Here is a 21,255-nt window from a genome sequence, read left to right on the forward strand (position 1 = left end):
CGTCACGGACGACGGCGGCGCCGCGCAGAGACCGTCAGCCGGTCAGCGCCGCCACGGGGCTGGTCCGGCCCGCGCGGTACGCCGGGATCAGTGAGGCCACCACACCCGCGACACTTCCCGCCACGACGATTGCGACGAGCTGCGCCCACGGGACGGCGCCCGGCGTGACGTAGCCCGCGCCGATCACGGACGCGGTCCCGGCCGTGCCGAGCAGCAGGCCCAGAGCGACCCCGAGCACCGACGCGACGCCGGCGATGATCACGCCTTCCCGGACCAGCAGACTGCGCACCCCGGACCGGGACAGGCCCAGCGCGCGCAGCATCCCGGTCTCGCGACGCCGTTCGATCACGGACAGAGCCATCGTGTTTCCGACGCCGATCAGTGCGATGAGAATCGCGATCGACAGCAGACCCCCCACGACCAGCAACATCGTGTCGAGCACCTTCTCGAGCATCTGGCGGTTCGCCACCGCGCCCACCACCTCGCTGCCGGGTGAGATGTCGGCCGCCACCCGCGCGATGTCGTCCGAGACCGCGACGAGCCGGTCGTCGGTCAGACCGTCGTCCAGCCGCAACCAGACGGTGTCGGCAGTCTCGGAATCGATGGCCTGCAGGTCGGCGAGCGCGATCAGGTCGGGCGCACCGGGGCCCGCCGTCACGACCGTGAGTTCGCGCGACCCGGTGTCGCCACGCACGGTGATCGCCTCGCCCTCACGGACTCCCAGCGTCTCGGCCAGCGCCGGTTCGAGGGCGATCGTTCCCGGCTGCGGCAACCGAACGTCGTCCCGCAGTGTCTGTGCGGCAGAGTCCGGATCCACCCCGGTGACGAAGAATTCGGTCTCCCCGACCCCGACGGTCGTATTCGCGACCGCGGTTCCCGCGCGGAGACCGTCGAGTGCGGTGAACCGGTCCACGGCACCGTCGGATGCGTCCGGAACCGACATCACCGCGACGTCGACGGGAAAGTTCTCGTCGATCAAGGCGGGTGCGCCGGCCTTGAGCGTGCCGATGCCCACCACGATCGTGGAGGTCAGGGTGACACCGATGAACAGCGCGGTCGCGGTCGACGCGGTACGACGGGGATTGCGGCGGGCATTGCCGGCGGCGAGCGCGGCCACGGGGCCACCGAACCGGGCCAGCGCTTGTCCTACCGCCCCCACCAGGGCCGGCACGATCCGGCGGGAGGCCAAGATGACGCCGACGAACAGCATCAGCCCACCGGGGCACGCCATCAGGACGTTGCCCACCGCCGCTCCGATCCCGAGCAGTGCCGCACCGCCGGCAATCGCCAGCAGTGCGCACACCCTGCGCACCCACGTGTCCCGCACCGGTTCCGGCTGGGTCTCGAGCGGATGCATCGCAGCCAGTGCGGACACGCGTGTCGCAGCCCTGGCCGGGCCGTTCGCGGCGATCACGGTGACCACGGTGCCCAAGAGCAGGCCGAGGCCGATCGCGCCGGGGGTCACCGCGATCGAGGTGAGCGGGATCGGCACGTCCGCGGCGCGGGCGACCGCGACGACCGCGGCAGCGAGACCACATCCGGCGAGCACGCCGAAGACCGCCGAAACGAAGCCGACGATCACGGATTCGGCACGTACGCTGCGTCGCACCTGCGCGGATGTGACGCCCACACAGCGCATGAGCGCGAACTCGCGCGTCCGGGCCGCGAGCAGGACCGCGAAGGTGTTGGAGATGACCAATCCGGCGACCACGACCGCGATGGCAGCGAAACACAGCAGCACGTTGCGGAGTACCCCGATGTCGCCGACATAGCTTCCCGCTACCGCGGTCGCCCGGTCGGCACCTGTGGTGACCTGCGCGCCGGGAACTGCGGCGGCGAGTACGTCGGTGAGCGCGGACCCGCCCCGGCCCGCGACCCTGATCTCCCACTCGGTGTACTCCCCCGCCCAGGCCCGGACCTGCGCGACGTCGCCGAACACGAGGCGCGAATCCAGCGCGAGGGGTGACCCCGCAAGGTCGACCGTACCGACCACCGTGACGTCGCCGGCCGCAGGTTTCCCGTCGATATCGGTGATCGCCAGAGAATCACCGATCGCGTGGCGCGACGACGAGCACACCGTCACCTCTCCGGGGCCGGACGGCCAGCGCCCGTCGGCGAGTCGCTGCCACCGCAACGACACGTCGCCCGACACCGTCGATGCGGTGCTGTACCCATCGGTTCCGGCGACCTTTATCGGGCCCGTCACATCGAGGGCGGAGGCTTCCACGCCCGGCACAGCCGAGATCGCGGTGAGAACCCCGTCGGGGTCGAGGTCGGAGTCGGACTCGGTGATGACGGCGGCGGCACCGTCGTACTGCGCCGCTGTCGACGTGGTGATCGCGGAGTCGACGGTGCTGCCGAGAACGAGCGTCGCGACGACGAAGGCGACCGCGACGACCACTGCGAGTGCCGACGCGACGTATCGGCCGCGGTGTGCCCGTGCCTGAGCGAGAACGAGATGTCTCATCCGACCGACACCGGGCCCGCGCTCAGATCGCGCATCGTTTCGAGCACGGAATCTGCTGTGGGCTCACGGATTTCGCCGGCGAGCCGGCCGTCCGACAGCAGGACGACCCGGTCGGAATACGATGCGGCGACCGGGTCGTGCGTGACCATGACGACGGTCTGACCGGTTTCGCGCACGCTGGACCGCAGCAGCGAGAGCACCTCGGCGCCGGAGTGCGAGTCGAGGTTGCCGGTGGGTTCGTCGGCGAAGATGACGTCCGGTCGCGCCAGCAGTGCGCGCGCGACCGCGACCCGCTGCTGTTGCCCGCCCGACATCTCGTGCGGGAAGTGGTCCAGGCGCTCGGTGAGACCGAGCCGGCCGATCACTTCGTCGAACCACTCGGGGGCCGGACGCGTTCCGGCCAAACGCATCGGCAGCAGCACGTTGTCGCGGGCGGTGAGCACCGGCAGCAGATTGAACGCCTGGAACACGAAACCGATGCGGTCGCGTCGTAATCCGGTCAGGACCGCGTCGGACGCGGAGCTGATGTCGATGTCGCTCCGCCGCGCGTCTCCGTGCAGAACCACGCGGCCCGCGTCGATTCCGTCCAAGCCGGCGAGTGCGTGCATGAGCGTGGATTTTCCGGAGCCGGACGGCCCCATGATCGCGGTGAACCGGCCGCGTTCGAAGGCGACGGTCACCCCGTCGAGGGCGCGCACTTCGGCGTCGCCGCGACCGTAGACACGCACGACGTCGTGCGCCGAACACGCCGGCAGGAAAGAACCAGGTTTTGTCATGGTTCGACCGTAGAAATCCGGCGGCCGAGGCACATCGGAGCGCGGAGCGATCCTCGTGGGGCCGTGTCATCCCACGGTAGGACACATCGCCGTGTCCCGGTCCGACCGTGGGCCTACTCGCCCGCGCCGAGCAGTTCGTCGGGGCGCACCAGACCGGACCGGAACGCGAACAACACCGCCTGCACCCGGTCGCGGGAACCGGTCTTCGCCAGCACCCGGCCCACATGGGTTTTCACGGTCGCCTCCGACAACACGAACCGCTGCGCGATCTCGCCGTTGGTCAGCCCGTGCGCCATCGCCACCAGGACTTCGAGTTCACGCGGCGTCAACTCGGCGGGCACGTCCACCTGCGCGGCGGGCGGATGCGCGGACGCTCCGAGCATCGGTGAAATGTGCCGGAGCAGTCGCCGCGTCGCGCGCGGCGCCATGATCGCGTCTCCCCGGTACACCGTCCGTACCGCGTCGAGCAGATCCTCGGGCGGCGCATCCTTGAGAAGGAATCCGCTGGCTCCGGCGGCAATGGCCTGCACGACATACTCGTCGTTGTCGAAGGTCGTCAGCACCACGACCTTGGGCGCGTCCGGTTCCGCCAGCAGCATCCGGGTCGCGGATATCCCGTCGACCCGCGGCATCTGCACGTCCATCAGGACGACATCGGCGTGCACACGCGCGAGTTCGGCCACGGCCGCTGCTCCGTCGGACGCCTCCGCCACCACGTCGATGTCGGGCTGCGATTCGAGGACCATGCGGAAACCCGCGCGGACGAGTTGCTGGTCGTCGACGAGCGCGACGCGGATCGGAACTTCGGGATCGGACACGTCCGTCAGCCTAGGCAGGGACCGTGACGCGGACACGGTACCCACCACCGTCTCGCGCGCGCGGCCCCGACACGGCGGTGCCGCCGTGCAACCGTGCCCGCTCGTCGATGCCGGTGAGCCCCTGGCCTCCCGGCCGCGCCTCCACCAGCGCGGCCGCACCCCGCCCGTCGTCGACGGTCTCCACGACGAGGCGGTCCGGGCGCCAGTCCAGGGTCACCTCGGCGTGTGCGCTCGGTCCGGCGTGCTTGAGAACGTTCGTCAGCGACTCCTGCACGATGCGGTACACGGACAGGCCGAGCCCGTCGGAGACCTCGCGGGGCGTTCCGGTCTCGGTGAACGTCACGTCGAGACCGCTGTCGCCCATCCGGTCGATCAGGGCGCCGAGATCGCCGAGGCCGGGTGTCGTGGTGAACTCACGTGGCGAGTCCTCGCGCAACACCGACAGCAGCGACCGCATATCCGTCAGTGCGCCGCGGCCCGTCTCGGAAATGGTGGCGAGCACCTCCGTGGCTGTCTCCGGGTGCTGCGCGGCGGCATACCGTCCGCCGTCCGCCTGCGCGATGATCGCGGTGAGCGAATGCGCGACGATATCGTGCATCTCCCGCGCGATCCGGGTGCGTTCCTGGGTGGCGGCGAGTTCCGCTTCCTTGAGCCGTTCGAGTTCGAGCAGCCGGTTCCGTTCGGTCAGCGACGTCACCTCCCGCAACCGCAGGCTGCGAACTCGCCCGAACGCCCAGATCCCGCCGAGGAACACGGCGACCAGCACCGCCATGACCGCGACGTCGAACGGTCGGCTGCCCGGCGGGGACAGATACCGCGCCCCGGCACCCGCGCCTCCCGCCACCGCGGCGACGAGAGCGACGTTCGCGGCCCAGCGCGGGGCGTAGGCCGCAAGCGAGTACACCGCGACGGGAACCGCGATCGCGGTCCCGGGCCCGAGTTCCGGCAGGAACGCGAGATGCGCGTACGAGGCGACAGCGACGATTCCGCCCGCAGCCACCGGATACACGCGCCGCCAGACGAGCGGGACGGACAGAGCGAGAGCCACGACGACGACCGCCGGTGAGCTTTCGTCCACGGCAAGCGCAGCGGCCACCGCGAACAACACGATCGGTGCCGCGAGAACCGCGTCGACCGTTCCGATGTGCGCCCGGGACCACCGGTTCCATCGTTCCACCAGCGACGTCGTCTGCACGGCGGCAGTCTGTCAGCCGAGGAGCGTGCGCCGCAGCGCGTCGTCCTTCTCGAGCACCATCTTCTCGAGGCCCGCTTGGAACCGCTCCATCTGCTCGCGCAGCGCCGGATCGGACGCGCCGAGGATCCGCGCCGCCAGCAGGCCCGCGTTGCGCGCGCCCCCGATGGACACGGTTGCCACGGGCACTCCCGCGGGCATCTGGACGATGGACAGCAGCGAGTCCATGCCGTCGAGATACTTGAGCGGGACCGGCACACCGATCACCGGCAACGGCGTCGCCGACGCGACCATGCCCGGCAGGTGCGCGGCGCCACCGGCACCGGCGATGATCACCTTGATTCCCCGGCCCGCCGCGTTCGCGGCATAGTCGAGCATCCGTTGCGGTGTGCGGTGCGCGGAGATGACGCCCACCTCGAAGCGGATTCCGAACTCGGCGAGCGCCTCGGCGGCGGCCTCCATCGTCGGCCAGTCGGAGTCGCTGCCCATGATCAGGCCGACCTGCGCACCCTGCGACACGTCACTCACCGTTGTCTCCCGTGTGTTCGTTCCAACCATCGGTCCAGACCGCGTGCGAGAGCCAGTGCGCCGCGCGTTCGGCGCGCTCCCGCACCGCGGCGACGTACGCGGGGTCGTCGATCGACCCGCTCGGATCGCCGAGCACATTGACGTGCCCGATCTTCCGGTCCTTGCGCTCACCCTTCCCGTACAGGTGCACCCGCGCGTCGGGCATCCGGGCGAACAGGTGGTGCAGGCGCTCGTCCATGCTCATCTCGGGAGCTTCGGCAGCGCCGAGAACGTTCGCCATCACCGTCACCGGGGCGAGCGGAGTCGTGTCGCCGAGCGGGTAGTCGAGCACCGCGCGCAGGTGCTGTTCGAATTGGCCGGTGCGTGCGCCGTCCATACCCCAGTGGCCGGAGTTGTGCGGACGCATCGCGAGTTCGTTGACGATCAACTCGCCGGACCGGGTCTCGAAGAGCTCGACCGCCATGACTCCCACCACGCCCAGTTCACCGGCGATGCGCAGGGCGAGCTGTTCGGCTGCGGCCGCGACGTCGGCGGGGAGGTCCGGTGCGGGCGCGATGACGACGGCGCACTGCCCGTCGCGCTGGACGGTTTCCACCACGGGCCACGATGCGCCCTGCCCGAACGGGGAACGGGCGACCATCGCGGACAGCTCGCGCGTCCACTCGATCTTCTCTTCCGCGAGGAGCGGCACACCGGCGGCGAGTTGCTCGGCGACGACACGCTCGAGTTCGGCGCGGTCGTCGAGGATCCACACGCCGCGCCCGTCGTATCCGCCACGTGCCGCCTTGAGCACGTAGGGCCGGCCCAGGGTGTCGAGTGCGGCGATCGCATCGTCGACGGAGGTGATCTCGGCGAACTTCGGCATGGGTGCGCCGAGGGCGCCGAGCCGGTTCCGCATCGCGATCTTGTCCTGCGCGAAGATCAGTGCCTGGGGCGGCGGCAGGACGTTCACGCCTTCGCGCTGCAGCACCTCGAGGTGCTCGGTGGGCACGCCCTCGTGATCGAAGGTCAGTGCGTGTGCGCCGGTGGCGGCGCGGCGGAGCGCGTCGAGATCGTTGTGGCTCCCCAGCACGACATCCGGGCTGACCTGCGCCGCGGGCTCGTCCGCGCTGCCGGAGAGGACGCGCAGCGTCTGGCCGAGCGCGATTGCGGCCTGGTGGGTCATCCGGGCGAGCTGGCCCCCACCGATCATGGTGACGACCGGCATACCGCCGGTGAGTGCACGTGGGGTGTCGGATCGAGGAGACGAATCGGATCTGCCGGTCACGGGTAACCATGTTGTCACAGGCCGTCGCGGGTGCCTCGCAGCGGTGTCACCGCACGTCGCGGGCATCGTGCGGCGCTCGTGGAAGGGTGTGCGCCGCCCGGCCGTCGCGCACGATACGAACCTGTGGCGTGGCTGATAGTTTCTCGCAAGGTTCGTGAATTCACGCAAACGTTTCGTAGACTTCTCCGAGTGTCATTCGTTGATGAAACCCTGAACAGAGTTCCGCAGCCCCTTCGGGACTTGTTGGTTCGTCATCGCGAGCTCATCAAGTTCGCGATCGTGGGCGGCACCACGTTCGTCATCGACTCCACGATCTTCTACACCCTCAAGCTCACGGTTCTGTCGGAAAAGCCCGTCACGGCCAAGATCATCGCCGGTGTGATCGCGGTTCTCTGCTCGTACGTCCTCAACCGCGAATGGTCCTTCAAGAATCGCGGTGGCCGCGAGCGTGCGCACGAGGCGTTCCTGTTCTTCTTCGTGAGCGGGATCGGGGTGGTCCTGTCCTTCATCCCGCTGTACATCTCGAGTTACGTGTTCAACCTGCGGGTTCCCGAAGTGAGCCTCACGGTCGAGAACATCGCGGACTTCGTCAGCGCGTACATCATCGGCAACCTGCTGCAGATGATGTTCCGCTTCTACTGCTTCCGGCGGTTCGTCTTCCCCGAGGAGATGACCCCCGAGAACGTGCCCGGCGAACTCACCGACGAGCCCCGGACCTGATCCGATCCCGAGCGCGGGCAGGCCGTCCGGATCATCTCGGTTCCCGGGTTCGCCGCTCCGGCGCTGCGTGATCTTTGCTCGCGCCGAGGAACAACGCGAACAGAGCGGGTCTGCGACGTTGCAGTTCGAGGCGCCCGCCGTCCGCTTCGACCAGCGCCCGTGCCAGTGCCAGGCCCAGTCCGGTCGAGCCGCCACCGGAGAAGCCGCGGTCGAAGATATGCGGTACCAGGTCGTCGGACACTCCCTCGCCTTCGTCGCTGACCTCGACGCACACCGTCGAATCACCGCGCGTGGCGACGTAGCGCACCGAGACCGTGCACGTTCCGCCACCGTGGACGAGTGCGTTGTCGACGAGCACCGCGACCGCTTCACGCAACCGCGATCCCGTCACCGACGAGCGCAACGACGGGTCGCCACTCAGCACCAGTTCGCGGCCGGCCTCCTGGAACGGGCCCCGCCAATCCGCGATCACGCCGGTGAGGTCGCCCACCACCGAGACCTCGGTGCGGAGTTCGGCGGCGCTGTTGCGGGACTGCCGGACCAGATCGGTGATCGCAGCGGTCAGCCGGTCCACCTGTGCCATCGCGGCCTCGGCCTCCTCGACGACCGCCGGGTCGTCGTGGGTGGACAGTTCGTCGAGACGCAGCCGGATCGCCGTCATGCGCGACCGCAACTGGTGGGAGACGTCGCCGACCAGGCCGTGCTCGCGCTGGAGGCGGTTGGAGATCTCGACGGCTGCGGCGTCCAGCACGTCGGACACGCGATCGAGTTCCGGAATTCCGTGCCGCCGCGGGACCGGCCGGAAATCACCTTCGGCCAACCGGGCCGCGCGACGTGCCGCGTCCCGAAGGGGGTCGGCGAGCCGTCGGGCGGTCGCCACCGCTACGAGTGCGCCGACGGCGACGGACAGCAGCACGAGCAATGTCACGGCCGCGAGCACCTGCTGCTGAAGAGTGCGCAGGCTCTCCGACGGAACCTCGATCCGCAGCGAACCCGAAGTGCCCATCGAGAGCGACTCCACGATCGGGGACTCCACGACGGGAGCCCCGATGTCGAGGCGCGCCGCAACGTTCTCCGGGGTGGGGTAGACCACCACGACCCGGCCGTCGGCGGGAACGAGAAGGCGCAGGGAACTCGTGTCGAGGCCGCCGACCACGAGGCCGCCGGTGCCCTCCTGCGCGATGATCTCGTCGGCCATCCGCCCGAGACGGTCCTGTAGGTCGCGCCGTGCCGTGTCCTCCACGAAGAGGTAGGCCGTATAGGCGAGCGGAACACCGAGCAGGAGGGCGACGAGCAGAACGGTGGCCATCACCGCATTGAGGATGCGACTACGCACGTGCGCGGGCCGCTAGTCGGTATTCAAACGGAAACCGACGCCGCGCACCGTCGCGATGCGTCGTTCACCTGCGGGTCCCTCGTCGCCGATCTTGCGACGCAGCCACGACATATGCATGTCGAGGGTCTTGGACCCCCGGAGATCGGTGTCACCCCAGACCTCTTCGAGGATGATGTCGCGCGAGACCACCTGCCCCGCGTGTTCGAGCAGGACCCTCAGCAACTCGTATTCCTTGTTGGCGAGTGCGACCTCGGACCCGTCGACGAGGACCCGCCGGGCGGCTCGTTCGAGCCGGATCCCCGACACGTCGACGATATCGTCCTGCTCGCCCGAGCCCCGGCGCCGCAGCAATGCGCGGACCCGCGCCATCAGTTCGGCGAGCCGGAACGGCTTGCCGACGTAGTCGTCGGCGCCCGCGTCGAGCCCGACGACGAAGTCGACTTCGTCGGTCCGGGCGGTGAGCATGAGGACGGCCAGCTCGGACCGGTCCGCGCGGATCTGACGGCACACTTCCAGACCGTCCATACCGGGTAGGCCCAGATCGAGGATGAGGAGGTCGTAGTCGCCGGAGAGTGCGCGTTCGAGTGCCACCGGACCGCTGTGTTCGACTGTCACGTCGTAACCCTCGCGGCCGAGCGCGCGCGAAAGCGGTGCCGCGATGGCGTCGTCGTCTTCGGCGAGTAGTACGGCAGTCACGGAATTCAGCGTACGGATCGATGGCCCGGTTGTCGGGATTACCACGCTTTGCGGTGGGTGTCCTCTTCGTGCGGATGCCGCGCGGGGCGGTTTTCCGCCGCCGTGCGGTCGTGCGCGTCGAACGCCTGCTGGTAGAGCAGGGCGTGGACCTGCCGCACCTCGGGAATGTCGTCGAACTCGAGCGGATCGTCGGCAGCCGAGACCACCACGAGGGTTCCGGTGCGGAGCATCCGGTCGACGAGGCCGTGCCGGAACTGGACATTGCTGATCCGGCCCATGGGGATGTCGATTCCCGTGTGCGTGAGGACACCGGTGCGAACCAGCACGCGCCGGTCGGTGACGATGAAATGCGTGCTGAGCCAGCTCACGAGCGGAACGAGGGAGCGCCACACCACGACCGCGAGCCACAGCAGCACGACCGCCACGCTCAGGACGGTCGCTGCGGCACCGTCGAGCCGAGCCGCGACGACGCCCAGCAGGAAGCCGGCGAGCGGCGTCGCGACGAGGAGGATTGCGGCCGGAACGATCAACGCCTTCCAGTGCGGATGACGGTGGAGCAGCAGCTCTTCCCCTGGTGCCAGCGCGTCGTCGGGATATCCCATGGCGCCCACGATGGCACATGCCGGTGACCGACCGCCTCGTCGGCGTGGTTGTCAGGCGGGACGCAGGTGCGTGATGTCCCCCGCGGCCACGGCCACCGTGTCGCCGGCGCCGTCGGGCCGGATCACGAGACGACCCTGGTCGTCCACGTCCACGGCGAGGCCGCGTAGTTCGGTGTCGCCCGGGAGCACCGCCCGTACCTGCTGCCCGATCGTGCCGCAGCGCTCGCGATACGCAGCGGCGGGCCCCGCCGTGTTCCAGCCCGCGCGCGCCCACGCACGGATCCGGTCGGCGAACGCGGCCAGCAGCGTCTCCGCGAGCAGCGTCCGGTCGAGATCGCCGGCGTCCTCGAGCAACAACGACGTGGCGGTCGGAACGGGCAGTTCCTCCGCCGTGAGGGTCACGTTGACCCCGACGCCGACGACGGCCACCGGCTCGGGTGAGGTGGACGCGACCTCCACGAGGATCCCCGCGAGTTTCCGGCCGCCGACCAGCACGTCGTTCGGCCATTTGAGCTGTGCCGGGACCCCCCCAACCGAGCGCACGGCGTCGACGGTGGCGATCCCGGCGATCAGCGGCAGCCACCCGAGGTCGCGCAGGGGGCACCCGGGCAGGCGCAGGAGCACCGAGACGATGACCTGGGCTGCCGGCACACCGTTCCAGGTACGCGAGTGCCGGCCGCGTCCACCGCTCTGGAACTCCGCCAGCAGCGCGCGGCGGTCGGCGCCCGTTCCTGCCACGGCGAGCAGGTCCGCGTTGGTCGAGCCGGTCTCGTCCACGACGTCGAGCCGGGTGTAGAACGCGCCGCTCTCTGCCGAGGTGAGGGCGCTGCGCAGACGAGCCACGTCGAGGGGTGCGCGCAGGGAAGCGAGATCTGGCGTTTCGCGGTTTCCGGCCATGCGCCCAGCCTAGGGTGGGTCGAAATTCCCTACCCGCCGGTAGGTCCAGTTCAATAATTCAACACAACCGGGACCGGCGCGGCACAGGCATGTGACGCTCGCTAAGCTGACTGCCCATGACCACTGTCCAGGAGCCCTCCGCGTCCGAGGCGGCGAGTACGCCCGATATTCACACCACCGCCGGCAAGCTCGCCGACCTGCGCAATCGTCAGGCCACGGCTCAGGCTCCCGTCGGTGAGGCCGCCATCGAGAAGGTGCACGCCAAGGGCAAGCTGACCGCCCGCGAGCGCATCACCGCGTTGCTCGACGAAGGTTCGTTCGTCGAACTCGATGCTCTCGCCCGCCATCGCAGCACGAACTTCGGTCTGGCCGAGAACCGCCCCGTCGGCGACGGTGTCGTCACCGGCTACGGCACGATCGACGGCCGCGACGTCTGCGTCTTCTCTCAGGACGCCACGGTCTTCGGTGGCAGCCTCGGTGAGGTCTACGGCGAGAAGATCGTCAAGGTCATGGATCTCGCGGTTCGCACCGGTCGACCCCTGGTCGGTATCAACGAAGGCGCCGGCGCGCGCATCCAGGAAGGTGTCGTCTCGCTCGGACTGTACGGCGAGATCTTCCACCGCAACGTGCAGGCCTCCGGCGTCATCCCGCAGATCTCGCTCATCATGGGCCCCGCCGCGGGCGGTCACGTGTACTCCCCCGCGCTGACGGACTTCGTCGTCATGGTCGACAAGACCAGCCAGATGTTCGTCACCGGCCCCGACGTCATCAAGACCGTCACGGGCGAGGACGTCACGATGGAGGACCTCGGCGGCGCACACACCCACATGGTCAAGTCGGGTGTCGCGCACTACGTCGCAGAGGGCGAGCAGGACGCGCTCGACTACGTCCGCGACCTGCTGTCGTACCTGCCGAGCAACAACCAGGCTGCTGCCCCGCGTACCGCCCCGACCGATCCGATCGACGGCGCGATCGAGGATTCGCTCACCGACGAGGACCTCGAGCTCGACACGATCATCCCCGACTCGGCGAATCAGCCGTACGACATGCACGAGGTGATCCGCCGTCTCCTCGACGACGACGAGTTCCTCGAGGTCCAGGCGGAGCGCGCCCGGAACATCATCATCGGCTTCGGCCGCATCGACGGCCGCAGCGTCGGCATCGTCGCCAACCAGCCGACCCAGTTCGCAGGCTGCCTGGACATCGACGCTTCCGAGAAGGCCGCCCGCTTCGTGCGCACGTGCGACGCCTTCAACGTCCCGATCATCACGCTCGTGGACGTCCCCGGCTTCCTGCCCGGCACCGAGCAGGAGTTCAACGGCATCATTCGCCGCGGCGCGAAACTGCTGTACGCGTACGGCGAGGCGACGGTCGGCAAGATCACCGTCATCACCCGCAAGGCGTACGGCGGCGCTTACGACGTCATGGGCTCCAAGCACATGGGCGCCGACGTCAACCTCGCGTGGCCGACCGCGCAGATCGCCGTCATGGGCGCATCCGGAGCCGTGGGATTCGTCTACCGCAAGCAGCTCAAGGACGCCGCCGCAGCCGGCGAGGACGTCGATGCGCTGCGTCTGCAGTTGCAGAACGAATACGAGGACACCCTCGTCAACCCGTACATCGCGGCCGAGCGCGGGTATGTCGACGCGGTCATCCCGCCGTCGCACACCCGCGGCCAGATCGTCTCCGCGCTGCGACTGCTCGAGCGGAAGATGGTTTCGCTCCCGCCGAAGAAGCATGGAAACATTCCCCTGTGACCTCAACGAGAGGGATCCACATGACAGCGACCCAGTTCGCGACGTCGCACACGGGTGGCGCGCAGTGACGGCGACGGCAGAGGACAAGATCATCACCGACACGGAGATCGAAGCGACCGACGCCGTGCCGGTGACCTCCGGAAACGGGCAGGTCACCGCACCGGCCGAGCCGGAACCCGCGGCCGAGGCGGCGGATTCGGCCGATGAGCTCGCCGTTGCGTTGCGGATCGTCAAGGGCAACCCGTCCGACGAGGAGATCGCAGCCCTCGTGTCGGTGCTCGCGGCGGCCGCAGGGTCCGCGGCACCCGAGGGCGACGGCAAGCCGCCCGAGACGTGGGGCGATCCGACGCGGATGCACCGCCAGCGGGCTCCGTTCTCCCCGTACTCGTACCCGAACCGGCTCTGACGTGCCGCGCTTGGTGCTGGCGTCGGCTTCCCCGGCCCGCCTGTCGGTGCTGCACGCGGCCGGAGTCAAGCCGCTCGTCCACGTCTCCGGTGTGGACGAGGACGCCGTCGTCGCGGCACTCGAGCCCGGTACCGTCCCGGCGGCCGTCGTCACAGCACTCGCTCGCGAGAAAGCCGCTGCGATCCTGCCGGTGCTCGAGGAGAGCGGACTCAAGGACGCGGTGGTCATCGGTTGCGACTCGATGCTCCTCGTCGACGGTGTGCTGCAAGGCAAGCCCGGTACAACCGATGTGGCGCGTGAACGCTGGCACATGATGGCGGGTCGCAGCGCGGAACTGCTCACGGGACACAGCGTGCTGCGGGTCCACGACGGTGAACTCGTTGCCGAGGCGTCCGGCCACAGCGGCACCGTTGTCCATTTCGGCACCCCGACCGAAGAGGAACTCGAGACCTACCTCGAGAGCGGAGAGCCGCTCGAGGTGGCGGGAGCGTTCACCCTCGACGGTCTCGGCGGCTGGTTCATCGACAGCATCGAAGGCGATCCGTCGTCTGTCGTGGGTATCGGACTGCCCCTCGTGCGCACGCTTCTTGCCCGGGTCGGCATCTCGGTTGCGCAGTTGTGGACCGAGAACGCGGCCATCCCGATCGAAGCTCTCGAAAACTGAGCGAATTTCCGGACCATCCCCATCACCGAATCCGAGGACGGTCATGAACGACATCGCGGGGTCCGCGACCCAAGAAAGCTTCGTCCTGCTGAGCCAGGATCCCTTCTTCGACGTGGTCGTCGACCTGGTGGCCGGGTACCTGGCCTCCGCGTTCGACGATCCGGCGGACCATGAAGTGTCCGGGTGGACGCTGACCTGCCTTCCGTCCGCGGGCAGAACCGCAGACCACCAGCGGCTGTTCACGCTCGCGATCGGCCCGATGGAAGTCCTGCACGTCGAGCGGTACACGGAAGACGGGGAGACCGTCGATTACCGCACGGTGCTCACCACGTCCACGTCCGCGCTGACCCAGCAGACCGGGTCGTCTCCGGACGCATTGTCGATGCGGTATCCCCTGCTGAAGTTCCACGAGTCGGACAACGTGGCGACGGACGGCGACGCAGTCGTCATCGACTGGTTCCTCAGCGACGAGGGCGCCGACGAGCAGTTCTTCGCGCTTCCGCTCGACGAGACCACCATCGGCCCGTTGGCCGAGCATCTCGCCGCGCAGGGCTCCGGCCCGTATGAGGAGTATCACAACCGCTGGTTCGCGCAGCACATCCTCGAAGTCATCGCAGAGGGCTGACATGACGATCCGGCTCCCGAAGGTGCTGGCAACCGCGGACGACGCGGCGGCACTCGACGTGCTCGACCGCTATTTCCGTGTGCCGCTGCCGAAGACCGGACGGCTCCGGAGCGGCGCACTGTGGGACGAGTGGGATCCCTCCGGCACCAGAGGCCGCGACGTCGACGTCTTCACCGCCGACGACCTCGTCGCCGTCACGTTTCTCTCGGTCGAGGTCTCGCCCGACGGCGCCGACATCGTGCTCCGGGAACGCCGCGACGAGTTCGCCGAGTTGCTGGCGGCGATCGGTCCGGACCGCGATCTCGCTGAGGAAGCAGACGAGATGACGCCCCGTTCCCCTGCGTGGCAACTGGAGACGGCGTTGTGGACGGTGCCGAGCATCGGACGCACGGTCGCGTCGAAGCTGATCGCCCGGAAGCGGCCCCGGCTCTACCCGATCTACGATCGCGTCGTGGGCGAGGTGCTCGACACCAAGCAGGCGCATCTCGAGCCGATCCGGCAAGCGTTGCGGCACAACGACGGTGAGCTACAGGCACGCCTCGTCGGGCTGCGGGAGCGGGCCGGATTGCCGGACGCGGTGCCGGCCCTGCGGGTGCTCGATGTGCTCGCGTGGATGCAACTGAAGGCGCCCGTCTCCCACTGAGCGGCGCTCATGCCCCGGCGCCGCCCTCGCGTTCCAGCCGGCGCTTCTCCTGCTCCCTGGCCACGCGGCGTTGCTGTTCTGCGCGTTCGCGGCAGCGCCGGAGGAACTCCTCGTCGGTTTCGGGCTGCTGCCCCGCCTGCCGCCCGGGCCGGTTGTATTCGGGGAACGTCGACGCAGGCCTTTGCGTCCGCGACCGGTCGACCCCGTCCGGCCGTCCGACGAGCAACCACAGCACCGAGCCGACCAGTGGCAGAAGGATCACGACCATCAGCCACAGCGGCTTGGGCAGGTGCCGCACCTCGTGCTCGTCGGCACGGATCAGGTCTATCAGGCACGCCACCCACACGATCATCACGATCAACCCGAAATACGGCATTCCCGCACACCCCTGTATGTCGCCGCCGGCCGCCCCGGATCGGTTCGTCTGTTAAGCACTACCGCGTCTGCTGGTCCCTGCCGTGTCTGCTCGTCACGGCGTCCGCGCGGATATTACGACATATCGACCTTCAGCGAGCGGGCGAGCGACCGTGCCATCGCCTCGGCTTTGATCTTGGCACGGTCGGCATTCGTCCCCGCGAACAGCGCGTCGACGTTCTCGGTCCACAACGCGAGCCAGCGCTCGAACCGGGCGGATGTCAGGCCGTGGTGGCCGTGCAGCGCGCGGTGGACGGGGATGAACGCTCCGTCGTAACGCGTGGTGCGGAACAGGATCTGTTCCCAGAAGTCGCCGACGACGACGAGGTGTTCGTCGAGCCCGACGACGGCGAGAACGTCGAATACCGGCGCGAGCAGCGGATCGGCCGTCGCACGCTCGTAGAACCGCCGCACCAGTACGTCGATGTCGGCACGGCAGCCGAGATCGGCGTGGCGGGATCGACTGCGAGTCACGTGCTCGAACGCTACCGCCTAGAATCGACTGCGCACCTGCCACCACTGCCCCAGGAGCTCTTAGTGCCCGTCGCACCCGATAGCAACTCGTCGTTCGCCGCCTACGCGGATCCCGCTCGTCTCGTGTCGACCGAGTGGCTCTCGGCGCACCTCGGGCATCCCGAGATGAAGGTCGTCGAATCCGACGAAGACGTGCTGCTCTACGACGTCGGGCACATTCCGGGCGCCGTGAAGATCGACTGGCATCTCGACCTCAACGATCCGGTGACGCGCGACTACATCGACGGCGAGCAGTTCGCGGCGCTGATGGATCGCAAGGGCATCCGCCGCACCGACACCGTCGTGATCTACGGCGACAAGTCGAACTGGTGGGCCGCCTACGCACTGTGGGTGTTCACGCTCTTCGGTCACGAGGACGTCCGCCTGCTCGACGGTGGCCGCGACGCGTGGATCTCCGAGAACCGCGACACCACCCTCGAAATCCCGTCGGCCACGACGAGCGGCTACCCCGTCGTCGAACGCAACGACACCCCGATCCGCGCATTCAAGGACGACGTCCTCTCCCACCTCGGACGCGTTCCGCTCGTGGATGTCCGGTCGCCGCAGGAGTACACCGGCGAGCGCACCCACATGCCCGACTACCCGGAGGAAGGCGCCCTGCGCGGCGGTCACATCCCCACCGCGGTCTCCATTCCGTGGGCGAAGGCCGCTGCTCCGGACGGACGTTTCCGCTCCCGCGCCGAACTCGACGAGATCTACTCGGGTGTCGACAAGGACGCCGATGTCATCGCGTACTGCCGGATCGGCGAGCGGTCCAGCCACACCTGGTTCGTGCTCACGCACCTGCTCGGTTACCCGCATGTACGCAACTACGACGGTTCGTGGACGGAATGGGGCAACGCGGTGCGCGTGCCGATCGTCCAGGGCGACGAGCCGGGAACAGCGCCGGTCGCATGAGTATTCCCGCACCTCTCGCCGAGATCGTCGACGACTTCGCCGCCGTCGAGGGTCAGGACAAGCTACAGCTCCTGCTCGAGTTCAGCCGGGAACTGCCGCCGCTCCCACCGGAGCTCGAAGAGGCGGCGATGGAGCCTGTGCCCGAGTGCCAGTCGCCGCTGTTCCTCTCCGTCGACGCCGCGGACCCCTCCAGCGTGACACTGCATTTCAGTGCTCCCGCCGAGGCTCCGACCACGCGCGGATTCGCGTCGATCCTGCACCAGGGGCTGGACGGCCTCAGCGCGAAAGAGATCCTCGACGTGCCGGACGACTTCTACTCCGCGCTCGGCTTGGCCGCCGTCGTGAGCCCGTTGAGGTTGCGCGGCATGAGCGCCATGCTGTCGCGCATCAAACGTCACCTCCGCTCCTGAGTCCTGCGGAACCGCAAGTCGATGCAATTCACCGAGTTGGCCGACTACCCGATCTCGGCGGGGGTCCTGACCGAATGGCTGCCGTGCGCAGAAGACGACGCCTGGCAGCAGGACTCGCGTCCGGCCTCCTACATCCACGAGGCGCACCTGCGGCGTTCGAGTGGTGCCCGTTACGGCGGGGGCCGGGAATCCTGGCTGGGCACCGCTTTCGAGATCGACGGTGAGATCGACACCGAGAAGTTCCGCCGCGCGCTGGAACGGTGGATCGACCGGCACGAGCCGTTGCGCAGCCATACCCGCCTGACCGGATCCGATCGTGCGGAGAGTCCGATCATCCGGCGTACCGCACCCCCGGGCAGGATCTCCCTCCGTTCCATCCGCCACGACCCCAGCGATCCCGACACCATCCGCGATCACCTCCACGGGTTGTTCGACGACTACACGACGCCTCATCTGTGGCCCGCGTACGTCTTCGCGACGCTCGAACGGCTCCCGGGCGACTCGTCCGGGTTCTCCGGCACTGCACCGTGTTTCACGGTTTTCTTCGGAGCCGACCACTCCATCATCGACGGGTATTCGATCGTGTTGGTGGCGCACGAGATCACCGCCCTGTACGAGGAGGAGCGGACGGGCCGCCCCGCCGAACTGTTCCCCGTCGGCAGCTACATCGATTTCGGCGCCGCCGAACGCGACGGTTCCGAGCGACTCGACGACAAGCACGAAGCCGTGCGCATCTGGCAGCACACCCTGAAAGTGTGCGGCGGGCACGCGCCGTCGTTCCCGCTCCCGATCGGCCCTCGCCCGCCGCACACCGTCGCGCAGCAGGGTGCGGTGGAACGCTGGTTCGACGACAAGCAGGCGTCCGTGTTCGCGGCGCGGTGTCAGGACTCGGGCGCGGGCTTCTTCGCGGGCGTACTCGCATGCCTGGGGCAGGCGACCCGGGAATTGGCGGGCGTCGACAATTTTCGCGTCGTCGCGCCCGCCCATACCCGGACGGGCCCGATGTGGGCGGGCGCACTCGGCTGGTTCGTCGGAGTAAGCCCGATCGACCTGGACCTTACGGGCACAACGGATTTCGACACGCTCACCGCCCGCGCCGCGCGCGAATTGCGCCGCACGCGCGCCAGCGCCCGCGTGCCGTTCGACCGCGTCGGCGAACTGCTCGGCGTGCCCATCCGCCCGCGGTTCGTCGTGTCCTACATGGATGTGCGCTTCGTTCCGATGGCCGCCCAGTGGCCGGAGTGGAACGCTCGCGCGCTGCGCAGCCGGAGCTTCGCCCACGACGTCTACATCTGGATCAACCGGACCCCCGAGGGCCTGAACATGTCCGCTCGCTTCCCCGACAATCCGGTCGCGGCCGCGAACGTTCTCCGCTTCCTGCACCGGACACGCGAACTGATGCACGACGTGGTGGCTTCCTCTGCACCGAGCTCCGGAGCCCCTGATCGGGACGTCCCACCTACCGGCGAGTAGCGTTGCACGCTCAGGTGGGCACCGTAATGTGTAGACGCCATCCGGTTACATCGTCTAGCGGATTGGTGCTTAGACTGCCGCTTGACGGAAATAACCTAACGATCGATAGCAGGAGGCTCCGTGCCCAGTCATGCCAGCGCGCAGATCACGAAGGTGCTCGTCGCGAACCGCGGCGAAATCGCTGTGCGGGTCATCCGCGCGGCGAAGGATGCGGGGTACGGCAGTGTCGCTGTCTACGCTGAGCCGGACGCCGATGCACAGTTCGTGAAGCTCGCAGACGAGGCGTTCGCGCTCGGTGGCACCACTTCGGCCGAGTCCTACCTGGTGTTCGACAAGATCCTCGACGCTGCGGCCAAGTCCGGCGCCGACGCGATCCACCCCGGCTACGGCTTCCTGTCGGAGAACGCCGACTTCGCCCAGGCTGTCATCGACGCGGGCCTGATCTGGATCGGCCCCTCCCCGCAGTCCATCCGCGACCTCGGCGACAAGGTCACCGCCCGGCACATCGCCGAGCGCGCGAAGGCCCCGATGGCGGCCGGCACCAAGGACCCCGTCAAGAACGCCGACGAGGTCGTCGAGTTCGCGAAGCAGTACGGCGTGCCCGTTGCGATCAAGGCAGCCTTCGGCGGCGGCGGTCGCGGCATGAAGGTCGCGCAGACCATCGAGGAAATCCCCGAACTGTTCGAGTCGGCTACCCGCGAGGCCATCGCAGCCTTCGGCCGCGGTGAGTGCTTCGTCGAGCAGTACCTCGACAAGGCCCGCCACGTCGAGGCCCAGGTCCTCGCCGATCAGCACGGCAACGTCATCGTCGCCGGCACCCGCGACTGCTCGCTGCAGCGTCGCTTCCAGAAGCTTGTCGAGGAGGCCCCCGCGCCGTTCCTCACCGACGACCAGCGTGCCCGCATCCACGCTTCGGCCAAGGCGATCTGCAAGGAGGCCGGTTACTACGGCGCCGGCACGGTCGAATACCTGGTGCAGGGCGACACCGTCTCCTTCCTCGAGGTCAACACCCGACTGCAGGTCGAGCACCCCGTCACCGAGGAAACCGCAGGCATCGACCTGGTGCGCCAGCAGTTCCGCATCGCCAACGGTGAGGAACTCGAGATCAAGGAAGATCCGACTCCGCGCGGCCACTCCTTCGAGTTCCGCATCAACGGCGAGGACGCCGGCCGTGGCTTCATGCCCGCCCCCGGCCCCATCACCGTCTACCGCGAGCCGACGGGCCCCGGCGTGCGCGTCGACTCCGGTGTCGTCCAGGGCGACGTCATCGGCGGCCAGTTCGACTCGATGCTCGCGAAGCTGATCGTCACCGGCGAGAACCGCGAGCAGGCGCTGCAGCGCGCGGCACGCGCGCTCGCCGAGTTCGAGGTCGACGGTCTGGCCACCGTCATCCCGTTCCACCGCCACATCGTCGAGAACCCCGCGTTCGTCGGCGACGGCGAGAAGTTCGACGTCTACACCAAGTGGATCGAGAACGACTGGGACAACACCATCGAGCCGTTCACCCCGGGTGGTGCGGTCGAGGACGAGGACGAGGTCCTGCCGCGTCAGAACGTCGTCGTCGAGGTCGGCGGACGTCGCGTCGAGGTGTCGCTTCCCGGCCAGTTCTCTCTCGGCAGCGGCGGTGGCGCCCCCGGCGTCGTCCGCAAGAAGCCGAAGGCCCGCAAGCGCGGCGGCGGCCAGGGTGGCAAGGCATCCGGCGACGCGGTCACCGCGCCGATGCAGGGCACCGTGGTCAAGGTTGCCGTGACCGAAGGACAGGAAGTCGCCGAGGGCGACCTCATCGCCGTCCTCGAGGCCATGAAGATGGAGAACCCCGTCACGGCGCACAAGGCCGGCGTCGTCACCGGCCTCACGGTCGAGCCGGGCTCCGCCATCACGCAGGGCACGGTCCTCGCCGAACTCAAGTAGCACCAGCACGTCTCGAGGGGCCCCCACACCGCATCGTCGGTGCGGGGGCCTCCGTCATATGCGCACGTGACCGGTTCCACACCTCGCCGTGGGACTTCGGACCTATCGGCGTGGGGCATTGTGACCTATTCTCTTCGAGACTGTCGGGGTCGTTGTCGCTGTCCAATCCATGCGCGGCACGCAGCCCCTGCATGCCGTGGAGGGGCCCGTGCCGCCCTCCGC

22 protein-coding genes are annotated in these 21,255 nt (G+C 68.6%); 10 read left to right on the forward strand and 12 right to left on the reverse strand.

What is annotated here, in order from left to right; translation table 11 throughout:
- Positions 1-34: 34 nt before the first annotated feature.
- The 6 genes from ACFWBU_RS04550 to ACFWBU_RS04575 all read right to left on the reverse strand — a co-directional run bounded on the left by ACFWBU_RS04550 (position 35) and on the right by ACFWBU_RS04575 (position 7,048).
- Complete coding sequence (locus ACFWBU_RS04550) at positions 35-2,467, reverse strand: FtsX-like permease family protein (RefSeq protein ID WP_378527631.1); 2,433 nt, start codon at positions 2,465-2,467, stop codon at positions 35-37.
- Complete coding sequence (locus tag ACFWBU_RS04555; RefSeq protein WP_169651675.1) at positions 2,464-3,243, reverse strand: ABC transporter ATP-binding protein; 780 nt, start codon at positions 3,241-3,243, stop codon at positions 2,464-2,466. The genes ACFWBU_RS04550 and ACFWBU_RS04555 overlap by 4 nt, the downstream gene beginning before the upstream one ends.
- A gap of 113 nt (positions 3,244-3,356) precedes the next feature.
- Positions 3,357-4,070 carry a response regulator gene (locus tag ACFWBU_RS04560; protein WP_378527693.1) on the reverse strand — a complete coding sequence of 238 codons (714 nt, stop codon included), beginning with the start codon at positions 4,068-4,070 and terminating at the stop codon, positions 3,357-3,359.
- Between the two features lies 1 nt (position 4,071).
- Complete coding sequence (locus ACFWBU_RS04565; protein ID WP_378527632.1) at positions 4,072-5,256, reverse strand: sensor histidine kinase; 1,185 nt, start codon at positions 5,254-5,256, stop codon at positions 4,072-4,074.
- Positions 5,257-5,268: 12 nt separating this feature from the next.
- Positions 5,269-5,811 (reverse strand): 5-(carboxyamino)imidazole ribonucleotide mutase, encoded by a 543-nt coding sequence (gene purE / locus ACFWBU_RS04570; RefSeq protein WP_072699464.1) that lies wholly within the window; start codon positions 5,809-5,811, stop codon positions 5,269-5,271.
- Positions 5,774-7,048, reverse strand: a complete 1,275-nt coding sequence (locus tag ACFWBU_RS04575) for a 5-(carboxyamino)imidazole ribonucleotide synthase (RefSeq protein ID WP_169619820.1) — start codon at positions 7,046-7,048, stop codon at positions 5,774-5,776. The genes purE and ACFWBU_RS04575 overlap by 38 nt, the downstream gene beginning before the upstream one ends.
- Positions 7,049-7,237: 189 nt before the next feature.
- On the opposite strand from ACFWBU_RS04575, the gene ACFWBU_RS04580 reads away from it, so the two are divergent.
- The gene (locus tag ACFWBU_RS04580; protein ID WP_378527633.1) at positions 7,238-7,768 is read left to right on the forward strand and encodes a GtrA family protein; all 531 of its coding nucleotides are present in this window, start codon (positions 7,238-7,240) and stop codon (positions 7,766-7,768) included.
- A 31-nt stretch (positions 7,769-7,799) separates the two neighbouring features.
- Here ACFWBU_RS04580 and ACFWBU_RS04585 read toward each other — a convergent pair whose 3' ends face one another.
- The 4 genes from ACFWBU_RS04585 to ACFWBU_RS04600 are packed head-to-tail and all read right to left on the reverse strand — an operon-like array spanning position 7,800 to position 11,299.
- Positions 7,800-9,104, reverse strand: coding sequence for a sensor histidine kinase (locus ACFWBU_RS04585; RefSeq protein WP_378527634.1), 1,305 nt, complete (start codon positions 9,102-9,104; stop codon positions 7,800-7,802).
- Between the two features lie 12 nt (positions 9,105-9,116).
- A complete protein-coding gene (locus tag ACFWBU_RS04590; RefSeq protein WP_169619823.1) occupies positions 9,117-9,800 on the reverse strand; it encodes a response regulator transcription factor in 684 nt (227 codons plus the stop codon).
- Positions 9,801-9,838: 38 nt separating this feature from the next.
- The gene (locus ACFWBU_RS04595; RefSeq protein ID WP_169619824.1) at positions 9,839-10,402 is read right to left on the reverse strand and encodes a PH domain-containing protein; all 564 of its coding nucleotides are present in this window, start codon (positions 10,400-10,402) and stop codon (positions 9,839-9,841) included.
- Positions 10,403-10,453: 51 nt separating this feature from the next.
- Entirely contained in the window at positions 10,454-11,299 is an 846-nt protein-coding gene (locus ACFWBU_RS04600; protein WP_378527636.1) for a biotin--[acetyl-CoA-carboxylase] ligase, read from the reverse strand.
- A gap of 116 nt (positions 11,300-11,415) precedes the next feature.
- Here ACFWBU_RS04600 and ACFWBU_RS04605 point away from each other — a divergent pair, with 116 nt between their 5' ends.
- The 5 genes from ACFWBU_RS04605 (at position 11,416) to ACFWBU_RS04625 (ending at position 15,394) form a co-directional block, all read left to right on the forward strand.
- Positions 11,416-13,056 carry an acyl-CoA carboxylase subunit beta gene (locus ACFWBU_RS04605; RefSeq protein WP_378527637.1) on the forward strand — a complete coding sequence of 547 codons (1,641 nt, stop codon included), beginning with the start codon at positions 11,416-11,418 and terminating at the stop codon, positions 13,054-13,056.
- Between the two features lie 64 nt (positions 13,057-13,120).
- Positions 13,121-13,462, forward strand: coding sequence for an acyl-CoA carboxylase subunit epsilon (locus tag ACFWBU_RS04610; RefSeq protein ID WP_378527638.1), 342 nt, complete (start codon positions 13,121-13,123; stop codon positions 13,460-13,462).
- 1 nt (position 13,463) lies between these two features.
- Positions 13,464-14,126, forward strand: coding sequence for a Maf family protein (locus ACFWBU_RS04615; protein ID WP_378527640.1), 663 nt, complete (start codon positions 13,464-13,466; stop codon positions 14,124-14,126).
- Positions 14,127-14,169: 43 nt separating this feature from the next.
- Entirely contained in the window at positions 14,170-14,751 is a 582-nt protein-coding gene (locus ACFWBU_RS04620; RefSeq protein ID WP_378527641.1) for a hypothetical protein, read from the forward strand.
- Position 14,752: 1 nt separating this feature from the next.
- Positions 14,753-15,394 (forward strand): DUF6308 family protein, encoded by a 642-nt coding sequence (locus tag ACFWBU_RS04625; RefSeq protein ID WP_378527643.1) that lies wholly within the window; start codon positions 14,753-14,755, stop codon positions 15,392-15,394.
- 7 nt (positions 15,395-15,401) lie between these two features.
- Here ACFWBU_RS04625 and ACFWBU_RS04630 read toward each other — a convergent pair whose 3' ends face one another.
- Positions 15,402-15,770 (reverse strand): PLD nuclease N-terminal domain-containing protein, encoded by a 369-nt coding sequence (locus ACFWBU_RS04630; protein ID WP_169619831.1) that lies wholly within the window; start codon positions 15,768-15,770, stop codon positions 15,402-15,404.
- Between the two features lie 113 nt (positions 15,771-15,883).
- Positions 15,884-16,282, reverse strand: coding sequence for a group III truncated hemoglobin (locus ACFWBU_RS04635; protein WP_378527644.1), 399 nt, complete (start codon positions 16,280-16,282; stop codon positions 15,884-15,886).
- Positions 16,283-16,345: 63 nt separating this feature from the next.
- On the opposite strand from ACFWBU_RS04635, the gene ACFWBU_RS04640 reads away from it, so the two are divergent.
- From ACFWBU_RS04640 to ACFWBU_RS04655, 4 genes are all read left to right on the forward strand, one after another.
- On the forward strand, positions 16,346-17,239 hold the full coding sequence (locus ACFWBU_RS04640) for a sulfurtransferase (RefSeq protein WP_169619833.1): 894 nt from the start codon (positions 16,346-16,348) through the stop codon (positions 17,237-17,239).
- Complete coding sequence (locus tag ACFWBU_RS04645) at positions 17,236-17,649, forward strand: SufE family protein (RefSeq protein ID WP_169619834.1); 414 nt, start codon at positions 17,236-17,238, stop codon at positions 17,647-17,649. The genes ACFWBU_RS04640 and ACFWBU_RS04645 overlap by 4 nt, the downstream gene beginning before the upstream one ends.
- Positions 17,650-17,670: 21 nt before the next feature.
- Positions 17,671-19,122 carry a condensation domain-containing protein gene (locus tag ACFWBU_RS04650; RefSeq protein ID WP_169619835.1) on the forward strand — a complete coding sequence of 484 codons (1,452 nt, stop codon included), beginning with the start codon at positions 17,671-17,673 and terminating at the stop codon, positions 19,120-19,122.
- 120 nt (positions 19,123-19,242) lie between these two features.
- Positions 19,243-21,033 carry an acetyl/propionyl/methylcrotonyl-CoA carboxylase subunit alpha gene (locus ACFWBU_RS04655; protein ID WP_169619836.1) on the forward strand — a complete coding sequence of 597 codons (1,791 nt, stop codon included), beginning with the start codon at positions 19,243-19,245 and terminating at the stop codon, positions 21,031-21,033.
- Positions 21,034-21,255: the final 222 nt, after the last annotated feature.

Source organism: Rhodococcus sp. NPDC060084 (assembly GCF_042730335.1).
Taxonomy (GTDB): domain Bacteria; phylum Actinomycetota; class Actinomycetes; order Mycobacteriales; family Mycobacteriaceae; genus Rhodococcus.

Excerpts from the sequence above, each read along its gene's own strand:
- ACFWBU_RS04550 (WP_378527631.1), bottom strand. The coding sequence starts at position 2,467 with ATGAGACATCTCGTTCTCGCTCAGGCACGGGCACACCGCGGCCGATAC.
- ACFWBU_RS04555 (WP_169651675.1), bottom strand. The coding sequence starts at position 3,243 with ATGACAAAACCTGGTTCTTTCCTGCCGGCGTGTTCGGCGCACGACGTC.
- purE (WP_072699464.1), bottom strand. The coding sequence starts at position 5,811 with ATGGTTGGAACGAACACACGGGAGACAACGGTGAGTGACGTGTCGCAG.
- ACFWBU_RS04595 (WP_169619824.1), bottom strand. The coding sequence starts at position 10,402 with ATGGGATATCCCGACGACGCGCTGGCACCAGGGGAAGAGCTGCTGCTC.
- ACFWBU_RS04600 (WP_378527636.1), bottom strand. The coding sequence starts at position 11,299 with ATGGCCGGAAACCGCGAAACGCCAGATCTCGCTTCCCTGCGCGCACCC.
- ACFWBU_RS04605 (WP_378527637.1), top strand. The coding sequence starts at position 11,416 with ATGACCACTGTCCAGGAGCCCTCCGCGTCCGAGGCGGCGAGTACGCCC.
- ACFWBU_RS04620 (WP_378527641.1), top strand. The coding sequence starts at position 14,170 with ATGAACGACATCGCGGGGTCCGCGACCCAAGAAAGCTTCGTCCTGCTG.
- ACFWBU_RS04625 (WP_378527643.1), top strand. The coding sequence starts at position 14,753 with ATGACGATCCGGCTCCCGAAGGTGCTGGCAACCGCGGACGACGCGGCG.
- ACFWBU_RS04630 (WP_169619831.1), bottom strand. The coding sequence starts at position 15,770 with ATGCCGTATTTCGGGTTGATCGTGATGATCGTGTGGGTGGCGTGCCTG.
- ACFWBU_RS04645 (WP_169619834.1), top strand. The coding sequence starts at position 17,236 with ATGAGTATTCCCGCACCTCTCGCCGAGATCGTCGACGACTTCGCCGCC.
- ACFWBU_RS04650 (WP_169619835.1), top strand. The coding sequence starts at position 17,671 with ATGCAATTCACCGAGTTGGCCGACTACCCGATCTCGGCGGGGGTCCTG.